Below are 8,781 nucleotides of genomic sequence, written 5' to 3' on the forward strand. Positions count from 1 at the left end.
CGCCCAGCCCACACCGAAGCCCCCCGGAGCGGCCCCCGCGCCCCGGAAGACCTCATGGCCGCCACACCACCCGATGCTCCGACCACCGCTCCCAGGTCGACTGCATCGCCTCCCACCCGTCGGGGAACTTCACCGTCACCCCGAGTTGCACCGGCTCGGTCGAGGGGTGCTCGTCCAGCAGTTCGCTCACCCCCGCCCGGCACACCACGACACAGGCGTGCCGGTGGCGCGAGGCCAGCACACAGAGGCGGCCCGTCTCCAGATGGAAGGCGGTGGCGTCGGGGCGGCCGGAGAGGGGGTGGAGGACGACGGTCAGATCGAACTCCCGGCCCTGGAGCCGGTTGGCGGTGTCCACGGTCACTCCGGTCACCCCCAGCTCCACCAGCGCCGCCCGGACCGCCGCCGCCTGGTCGCGGTGGGCGGTGCCGACCGCGACCCGGTCCGCCGTCACCGGGGCCGGGACGGCGTCCGCCGTGCTCGTGGCCACGCCCCCGCGGTCCAGCAGTCGGCGCACCACCGCCGCCACCGCCCGGACCGCCTCCGGGTCCGTGCGCGGGGTGTGGCGGGCGGGCAGCTCCAGCAGGCCCCAGCCCGACTCCGCCGCCTCGTCCAGCACCCGGTCGTAGGCCGAGCCGTCCGCCGCGACGCCGAAGGAGAGCCGCCGGTCGCCGTGGCCGGTCCCGCTGCGGAAGGGGGTGTACGGATAGAACGCGGCCGACACCAGCGGCGCGGCCGACGCCGGGAGCCGCCAGGACACCGGCAGCCGGTGCTGCGGCAGTTCCGGATTGTGCGCCAGCAGGGTGGAGACCGCGCTCGCGGACGGATCGTAGGAGAGCCCCGCCCATTGCTCCGCGCCCACGATCGAGAACGGGTCGAGCTGCCCCGGATCCCCCACGAACAGCGCCCGCTCGAACAGCCCCGCCACCGCGAGCAGCGCATCCGAACGCATCTGGTACGCCTCGTCCACGATGGCGTGCGGCCAGGGCTCGACCCCTTGGACATGGGCCCACTTGGCCGCCGTGGAGATCACGACGTCCAGGCCGGCGAGCTCCCCCGCCTTGGCCGACTTGCGGACATTGGCCAGCGAGTCGAGCGTCTTGTCGTACGGATCGGGGTCATTGCTGTGCAGTCGGCCCACCGGCAGCTCGGGGTCCTGCCCGGCGAGCCGGATCACCAGATCGTCGACTTGCGCGTTGGTCTGGGCGATGACCATCAGACGGCGGCCCTCGGCGGCCAGCTCCCGGGCGGCGCGGACGACGAGGGTGGACTTCCCCGCGCCGGGAGGCGAGTCGACGACCACGCCCCGATGGGCCCCGTGCAGGGTGTCGGCGAGGATGCGCTCGGTGGCTCCCGCCGCCGCAGCCGCCGGGTCGAAGTCGGTCACAGCAGATCCTCCGGGGTCACGGGATCCGGGTCCTCGGCCGCCGTGCCGGGCGGACCGCCGTGGGTCCACGGCGTCTCCTCCGGCTCGGGCAGTCTCGGCCCGCCCCGCTGGTCGTGCTCGAACAGGGTCCAGGCGATCCTGTCCCCCTTCGCGGGGACGGACCCCTCCGCGGGGTCCCTGGACCGGCCCATCCGGTCGAGAAGCCGCAATACGAGCACATCGTCGGCCTCCCGGCGGACGAACTCCGCCGACTGCGGCCTGCCGTCGAGCGAGCGGTAGACCTTGACCCGCTCGCCGAGATGGGGGCTGTCGTCGGTGCGCAGGGTGATCAGCGGCCGGGGCGCGGGCCGCTTCGACTCGGTCCAGGCCATCACCACTTCGGTGACCTCGGCGACGAACGCCTCGCCCGCCAGTCTGCGCCCGGCCATCACCAGCGGATCGTCCAGCGCCTCCTGGGCCTCCAGCTGGGCCTGGGCCCGCTCTCGGAGGGCGAGCTTCCGCGCGGCGGTCACCGCGTCGTCACGGCGGGGCTGGGGCGGCTCACCGGCCAGCACCCGATCGCGGTGGGAGGTGAACGACCAGCGGTCGCTCACCCAGCGGTCCGCGGCACGGCCGCCCTCCGGCAGCTCCCGCAGCAGCTCCAGGCCGCGCCACACCGCGTGCCAGGTGGGCTCCAGCTGGGTGAGCAGCAGTCTGCGGATCTCCCGCTCGGCCAGCGAGAGCTGGCCCAGCCAGCCGTCCGCCTCGGCCCCCTCCTGGGCCGCGCCCAGCGCGGCGCGGACCCGGTCGTAGGACTCGACGGCCGGGGCCAGCAGCCGGTTGTCGAAGGCGGGGTCGGTCGCCGGGCCCGCGGGCGGGCAGAGCAGCTGGCCCGCGGCGTCCCGGGCCAGCTCGGCGCGGAGCGCGGCCTGAGCGCCCGAGCCGCCGCCGGGCGGGTCGATCCAGGCGAGCAGCGCGCCCAGATGCTGGTCCTCCAGCGAGGACTGGCCGCTGGCCCAGTGCCCGCCGAGCAGATCGGTCGCCGCGAGCAGCAGAGCGGAGCCGGGCACCCGGGCCCGCTCGCCGTAGTGGGTGAGCCAGCGGCCCAGCAGCGGGACGCGCGGGGGCGCGGGGTAGGGCGCTTCGGGGTCCTGTTCGGCGGTACGGCGGAACCGCATGGAGCGGCCCAGCAGCCGGACGAAGTCGATGCCCGCGCGCCCCGGCACGATCAGCTGGGGCGCGTCGGCGCAGAGCTCGGCCTCGGCCTTGACGCGTTTGCCGGTCCCCGGGTCCGTCTCGGTCCGCTCGACCAGTTCGACGTCCGCCGCGTGGGCGTCGATGTACGGCAGTACGGCGTCGGCCAGCTCGGCGAGGAAGGCGAAGCGCAGCTCGCGGTCGCGGGGCTGGGCCACGGTCAGCAGCCGGGGCCGCTCGGGGTCGGTGCCGACCAGCGCGCCGAGCGGGGCGCCGGCCTCGCCCGCGGTGGTCAGCGGCACCAGGACGAGGGGCCGCTGGGACAGATGCCGGTGGCGCACGGTCGCCAGCGGACGGGCCCGGCCCGCTTCGACGGCCTCCAGCCGGGCGAGGGCGGCGATCAGCGACATCCGGCGGCCTCCAGGGCCTCGGCGCGCAGCGCGGCGGCCCGGCGCAGGGCCGCGACGGCGGGGTCGGCCGGATCGCCGGCCGTGCCCCGGGCGGCGGCGAGCACCTCGCCGGTCGTGGTCAGTGAGCCCAGCTCGCCGCGGAGGGAGCGGCCGAGCGCGCCGACCGCGTCCTGTGCCCGGGCCCGGTCCCGGCAGTGGAAGGCGAGCTCGCAGGCGGCGAGGCAGTCGGGGGCGTAGGCGGCGGAGACCGATTCCACCGCCGCCGTCAGCTCTTCGGCGGGGCGCTCCGGGTCGAAGACCACGCCTTCGGGCAGGGCCGCCGCGATGTCCTCGATGCGGGTCAGCCGGGCCAGCTGGCGGCGGGTGACGGAGAGCTGTTTCCGGATGTCGACGGCGGACGCGGTGGGCAGGTTGGAGAAGTCCTTGGGGCAGACCAGCAGCACGCTGTGGGCCGCCTCGGCCCCTTCGGTGTGGGCGGCGACCCGCTCCAGCGCCAGGACGTAGACCGCGGCCTGGCGGGCCGCCGCTCCCACCTTGGCGGCGTCGGCGGCGGCGTCGATCATCGGGAAGGATTTGATCTCGACCACGGTCCAGCGGCCGTCGGGGTGGACGACCACCGCGTCGGGCTCCAGATAGGCGGGCGAGCCCGCGACCTCCAGGGCGAGCAGCGGATGGTCGAGCAGGGTCCAGGCGGCTTCGGCGGTGGCCTCCCGCAGCGCCAGCGCGGTGCGCGCGGCACGGCCTTCGGGCCCCGCCGCGGTCAGCTCCGGGACCCGGAACGCGGTCGGGCCCTCGACGCCCATCAGCCGCATCAGCTCCGCGCCGCCGTCGGATTTCACCCTGGCCTCGAAGGCGTTGCCCCGCATGAAGGCGAACTGGGACTGTCCGAACGCGCCGGGCGATCCGATGGCCGTCGCGAGCGCCGCCTTGTCCACTCCCGCGCCGTCCAGCAGGGCACGCCGCTCGCACCCGGGGTTGGCCGCGAGGGCGGCCAGCGCCCTGGCGTCGAGCGGACGCGGGCGGACGGCGGGTCCGCGCAGCTCAGCGAGCCGCTGCCGGAGTGCTCTCGTCGGCGTCCTCGGGGGTGGTGCGCTGTCCAGGGATTCGCTCACCCGGGGAAGTCTGGCATCCGGCACCGACAGTCGGGGCCGCGATCCCGGAAGGGGCCTTGGCGCGGGAGGCGGTCAGACGGGTCCGCACCCGGTCCGCCAGCCGCATCCCGGGCCTGGCGAGCAGCGCGCCCAGCCCCATCACGGCGGCGCCCGCGACCGCGTCGAGGAAGTAGTGGTTGGCGGTCCCCATCACCACGATCACGGTGATCAGGGGGTAGGCGACGCCGAGGGCGCGCAGCAGCGGGGTGCGGCCGTGCCGCCAGAGCAGCACCCCGCACCAGAGCGCCCAGCCGACGTGGAGGCTCGGCATGGCCGCGTACTGGTTGGTCAGCCCGCCGAGTCCTCTCGGCGCGCTCGCCTCGGTGCCCCACCACCCGTACGAGCTGTACTGGGCCATCGTGTCGACGAACCCGTAGGAGGCGTCGAGCAGCCGGGGCGGGCAGGTCGGCATGAGGGTGAAGCCGACCAGGCCGAGGAGGGTGGAGAGCATCAGCCAGGTGCGGGCGGCGCGGTAGCGGGCCGGGCGGCGGTGGAAGAGCCAGATGAGGATGGCGGGGGTGACGAGGTAGTGCAGCGAGGCGTAGAGGAAGTCGGCGGGGACGCCGATCGCCGGGTGCTCGGTGAAGAGCTTGTTGAGCGGTGTCTCGGCGTTCAGGAAGAGTGCCTTCTCGGCCCGGAGTATCGCGAGTCCGTGGTCGACGGCGGTGTTCACATCGCCGCGGGCGAGCAGCCGGCCCGCCGAGTAGGCGACGTAGACCACGGCTATCAGGATCAGCTCGGTCCACCAGCGGGGTCGACGGCCGGGTCCGGAGTGCGGCATCCGAGTACTTCTCCCCCTGTTTTCCTGTTCGGCGGCCTGGTGTTCGGGCCTTTGACGGCCACCGGTCAACCGTACGGTGTGAAGGGGTGGCGCATGCCCGGCGGGTGCCGGCTCAGGGAGGGACGCGGAGATCGCCCGGGAGGTTGCCTCCGGGGCGTTTGAGCGATGATGAACGCCACCATCTGCAATATCACCGAGAGAAGGGCCGTGATATGGCTCCGCGGATCCTGCTCGTCCGGCATGGTCAGACCGAGTGGTCCCTGCTCGGCAGGCATACCGGGCGGACGGACATCCCCCTGCTGGAGGAGGGACGGCGTGGCGCGAAGCTGCTGGGCGAGCGGCTGCGACGGGCCCCGTGGTCCGGGCTGCCGGGCCTGGAGGTGCGCACCAGTCCGTTGCTCCGCGCGTCGGAGACCTGTGAGCTGGCCGGGTTCGGGGACCGGGCGGAGCCGTGGGACGCGCTGATGGAGTGGGATTACGGGGCGTACGAGGGTCTGACGCCGCCGGAGATCCGGGCGGAGGCGGGTCCGGGCTGGGTCATCTGGCGGAACGGGGTACGGGACGGGGAGGCGCTGGCCGAGGTGGCGGCGCGGGCGGACGAGGTCGTCGAGTGGGCGCGGTCGGCCGACCGGGATGTGCTGGTCTTCGCGCACGGGCACATTCTGCGGGTGCTCGCCGCCCGGTGGCTCTCGCTGGATCCGTCGTTCGCGGCGCGGCTGAAGCTGGATCCGGCGTCGCTGTCGGTGCTCGGGTGGGCGTACGGCGCTCCGGCGGTGGACCACTGGAACGACGCGGGGCATCTGGAGGGGTAGGCCCCTCCGGGGGTGCCGGGTCCGGTGGGGCCGGTGGGGCCCCCGCGCTCGCGGCGGCGCGCGGCCGGTCGGGTCCGGTGTCCCGGAGACCGGCGGAACACGGCGGGCTCCCCGGACCCGGGCCGGCCGCGCGCGCCGGGTCTCCCGGGGGCTCCCGGGGTCCTGGGGCCGACCGCACGGCCCCCTTGGTGCGCGCTCCCCGGCTGCCGGGTGCGCCGGGTGCGTGGGGAGCGCGGGGAGCGCCCTCTTGCGGCTGCCTGGACAATGGAGGGCGGTCCGGATCAGCCGGTCCAGCCGTTGCGAGGAGGAAGCAGCACATGGCGGAACCCCAGCAGCCCGCCCGCAGGATGCGGCCCGCGCCCCTGCTCTTCGAGCCCTCGGAGGCCGTCGCCGACCCCGAGCACTTCTTCGACCTGGAGTCCATGGACGACCCCCGCGAGCTGCTGGCCCGGGCCACCGAGCTGACGCTCGCCTTCCGGGCGGCCACCGACCGCGCGGTGGAGTTCCAGGCCATGGCCGCGGCCCAGCTCGCCGATCCCCGGCGGTTCGACCGGCTCACGCCGGGGGACGTGGCCGCGCGGGCGGGGTGGACCGAGGACTACGCCAGAAAGATGATCGAGTTCGGGCAGCGGCTGCTGCGTGACGGAACCGGCCGGTAGCGGCACTTTGGGCAGGGCGTCCCGGGTCCCAGGCGTCCCGGGCCCCAGGCATCCCGGCGTCCGGCATCCAGCGCAGAGCGATCCCGGTCGCCGCGCCGGGCGGTCCGGCACCCCGGCCGCATCCGGCGACCCCCGACCGCCGCATCTGCCCTCCAGCAACCCCGGCCAGCAACCCCGGCCATCACGTCTGGCATATGCCGGGCGGCAAGATACTCCCTCCCCCAGCGCCGTGTCCCGACTTTACCGAACTCTCGGCGACCAGGCTGTTACTCCCGGTAGATCTTGCTTTATGAGCGCATGGCTGCGAGACATCGACAACGACCGCCTGACGGCCGCCTTCGCCCCGTTCGACGACGAGCGCCACGACCCCGCCGTCCGGAGCGCCGCCCCCGGCGCCCAGTGGCTCGCCTCGGCAGGAACGTATCCCCGCTCCACGCTCGCCCTCTGGGAGACCCGGCCCACCGCGCCCGCGGTGCTCCCCTGCGGCTCGGTCTTCGACGTGGTCGGCGTTCCCGCGGTGTTCGGCCGCCATATGCTCGACCGGCTCCGGGAGGAGGGGCCCGGGTCCGGGCCCGTCGCCCTGCACCGGGGCCGGATGCTGATCTTCGCGACCCCGGGTGCCGCGACCCGGCTGCCCGCGCTGCTGGAGTGGGAGGAGTGGGGCGGCTCGGTGCCCCCGCTGCGCTGCCACGGCAACGGGGACGCGGTGACCGTGCCGCCGCCGGCCGGCGGCGAGCGCTCCGCCACGACGGGTTCCCGCTGGCTGATGGCCCCCGACACCCGCCACCCCTGGCTCCCGGGACCCGAGGTGCTCCTGTGGGCCTGTGTACGGGCGGCACGCGCCACCGCCGCCCCCGACGTGCGCGTATCGATTTTTCTCGGCGGCGGACAGGATGCTAAGGTCTACGACGTCAGCAAGCGCCGCTAGCTCAGTTGGTTAGAGCAGCTGACTCTTAATCAGCGGGTCCGGGGTTCGAGTCCCTGGCGGCGCACAGACGGGAAGAGCCCCTCGCGGAAGCGGGGGGCTTTTTCGTACACCCTTTCGTACGGTCCTTCGTGCCACCCTTCCCGTACACCGCGGCCCGCCCGCCTAAGGGGTGGTGATCTTGACGGTCCAGGCGCCCGACGCGGTGCGCTCCACCACCTCCACCCGGGTGCGCTCCGCGCGCAGGGTGAAGGTCTCCCCCACCCCCAGCGGCGCGTCCGCGAGCTGCGGATAGACCGACCGGTCCCAGCACGCCTCGCCGTCCGGATGGGTGTCCACCACCTCGATGGGGCCGCCGCCCGACGCGGTGCCCGCCTGGACCCGGTAGATCAGCACCCCCTCCGTACAGAGCGACTCGTCGTTGCCGCTCGCGCCGCGCGCCTCGATGGCGAGCGCCGTGCCCGGCCCGGTGCGCACCACCGCCAGCCGGGTGCCCAGCCCCCCGCCGGGCGCGGGCGCGGCGATCGGCTCCAGGGTGATCAGCGCGGGCCCGCTCACACAGCGCACGGCCTGCCCGCTCAGCCATCCCAGCTTCCATTTGTGCCAGCCGAAGAGATCGGGGGCCATCCCGAACTGGCTTCCCATCACATCCCAGTCGCCGACATAGGTGTCCCAGTCGCCTTTGCCGTCCGCGGGCCGGTGGTAGAGATCGGGCAGATCGAAGACGTGCCCGGTCTCATGGGCCAGCACATTGCGGTCCGGGGGATGGCGCTCGAAGACGGTGACCACCCTTCTGATCTCCGTGCCGTCGGCCTTCACCGGCCGGTCGAAGTTGACGACCTTGGTCGCGTCGGAGTCCACCCCGGGCGCGTCCGGGTCCGCGACCAGATAGACGATGTCGTACCGGGAGAAGTCGACGGCCGGATCGGCGGCGGCGAAGGCGTCCCGGAGATAGGCGCTCCGCCGCCGGGGGTCCCAGTCGCGGTTTATCCCGTACTCGGTCGACGCCTTCGGCATCCGCACCCAGCCGGGCCGCGGATCCGCGCGCAGCGAGAACTTTCCGTACGAGGCCCGCTCGAAGAAACCGCTGGTGGCGGGGAAGTGATCGGCGGCGAGCAGCTCCGGGGGGTACTTCGGCGCGGCGTCCGGGAAGGACAGAAAGACCATGACCGCGTCGAGGCGGCGCACCGGGCGGGGGTAGGCCCGGTTCCAGCTGTCCAGGCCCAGGGAGTGATGGGCCTGGGTGCGGGGCAGCGCACAGGGCGCGGCGGAGGTGGTGGCCGCGGCGGGGCCCGTGACCAGCGAGGTGGCGGCGATGGCCGTCAGCGAGGTGAGGGCCGCCGCCGCGCTGCGCAGCCGCCCGCGCTCGGCGCCGCCCTCCCCCCGGGACCCCGGGCCCCGGGGCGGGTCGCCTCCGCCGTCCGGGGAGCGATCCTCGCCGGGCGGTCCGCCACGCCCGGCCCCAGGCGGTCCGCCATGCCCGGGC

Annotated in this window: 8 protein-coding genes and 1 tRNA gene; 4 read left to right on the forward strand and 5 right to left on the reverse strand. The window is 74.6% G+C overall.

The window, feature by feature from the left end:
• Nucleotides 1-52 precede the first annotated feature (52 nt).
• The 4 genes from FF041_RS20725 to FF041_RS20735 are packed head-to-tail and all read right to left on the reverse strand — an operon-like array spanning nt 53 to nt 4,899.
• Entirely contained in the window at nt 53-1,384 is a 1,332-nt protein-coding gene (locus FF041_RS20725) for an AAA family ATPase (RefSeq protein ID WP_323392274.1), read from the reverse strand.
• The gene (locus FF041_RS39160; RefSeq protein WP_228388442.1) at nt 1,381-2,967 is read right to left on the reverse strand and encodes a hypothetical protein; all 1,587 of its coding nucleotides are present in this window, start codon (nt 2,965-2,967) and stop codon (nt 1,381-1,383) included. The genes FF041_RS20725 and FF041_RS39160 overlap by 4 nt, the downstream gene beginning before the upstream one ends.
• Nucleotides 2,958-4,079, reverse strand: coding sequence for a hypothetical protein (locus FF041_RS20730; protein WP_323392276.1), 1,122 nt, complete (start codon nt 4,077-4,079; stop codon nt 2,958-2,960). Before FF041_RS20730 ends, FF041_RS39160 begins: the two co-directional genes overlap by 10 nt.
• On the reverse strand, nt 4,009-4,899 hold the full coding sequence (locus FF041_RS20735; protein ID WP_153524178.1) for a phosphatase PAP2 family protein: 891 nt from the start codon (nt 4,897-4,899) through the stop codon (nt 4,009-4,011). The genes FF041_RS20730 and FF041_RS20735 overlap by 71 nt, the downstream gene beginning before the upstream one ends.
• Before the next feature lie 212 nt (nt 4,900-5,111).
• On the opposite strand from FF041_RS20735, the gene FF041_RS20740 reads away from it, so the two are divergent.
• The 4 genes from FF041_RS20740 to FF041_RS20755 all read left to right on the forward strand — a co-directional run bounded on the left by FF041_RS20740 (nt 5,112) and on the right by FF041_RS20755 (nt 7,362).
• Nucleotides 5,112-5,711, forward strand: coding sequence for a histidine phosphatase family protein (locus FF041_RS20740; protein ID WP_153524179.1), 600 nt, complete (start codon nt 5,112-5,114; stop codon nt 5,709-5,711).
• A gap of 317 nt (nt 5,712-6,028) precedes the next feature.
• Nucleotides 6,029-6,370, forward strand: coding sequence for a hypothetical protein (locus FF041_RS20745; protein WP_153524180.1), 342 nt, complete (start codon nt 6,029-6,031; stop codon nt 6,368-6,370).
• 289 nt (nt 6,371-6,659) lie between these two features.
• Entirely contained in the window at nt 6,660-7,298 is a 639-nt protein-coding gene (locus tag FF041_RS20750; protein ID WP_228388444.1) for a bifunctional DNA primase/polymerase, read from the forward strand.
• Nucleotides 7,289-7,362 (forward strand) — tRNA-Lys (locus FF041_RS20755). Before FF041_RS20750 ends, FF041_RS20755 begins: the two co-directional genes overlap by 10 nt.
• A gap of 98 nt (nt 7,363-7,460) precedes the next feature.
• Here the strand turns inward: FF041_RS20755 and FF041_RS20760 are convergent.
• Complete coding sequence (locus tag FF041_RS20760) at nt 7,461-8,651, reverse strand: M6 family metalloprotease domain-containing protein (RefSeq protein WP_153524276.1); 1,191 nt, start codon at nt 8,649-8,651, stop codon at nt 7,461-7,463.
• Between the last annotated feature and the right edge of the window lie 130 nt (nt 8,652-8,781).

Source organism: Streptomyces jumonjinensis, from assembly GCF_009600885.1.
In the GTDB taxonomy this organism is placed as follows: Bacteria; Actinomycetota; Actinomycetes; order Streptomycetales; family Streptomycetaceae; genus Streptomyces; species Streptomyces jumonjinensis.

Bases quoted from the DNA above. Each gene is read 5' to 3' on its own strand.
- FF041_RS20745 (WP_153524180.1), top strand. From the start codon at position 6,029: ATGGCGGAACCCCAGCAGCCCGCCCGCAGGATGCGGCCCGCGCCCCTG.
- FF041_RS20735 (WP_153524178.1), bottom strand. From the start codon at position 4,899: ATGCCGCACTCCGGACCCGGCCGTCGACCCCGCTGGTGGACCGAGCTG.
- FF041_RS20740 (WP_153524179.1), top strand. From the start codon at position 5,112: ATGGCTCCGCGGATCCTGCTCGTCCGGCATGGTCAGACCGAGTGGTCC.
- FF041_RS20750 (WP_228388444.1), top strand. From the start codon at position 6,660: ATGAGCGCATGGCTGCGAGACATCGACAACGACCGCCTGACGGCCGCC.
- FF041_RS39160 (WP_228388442.1), bottom strand. From the start codon at position 2,967: ATGTCGCTGATCGCCGCCCTCGCCCGGCTGGAGGCCGTCGAAGCGGGC.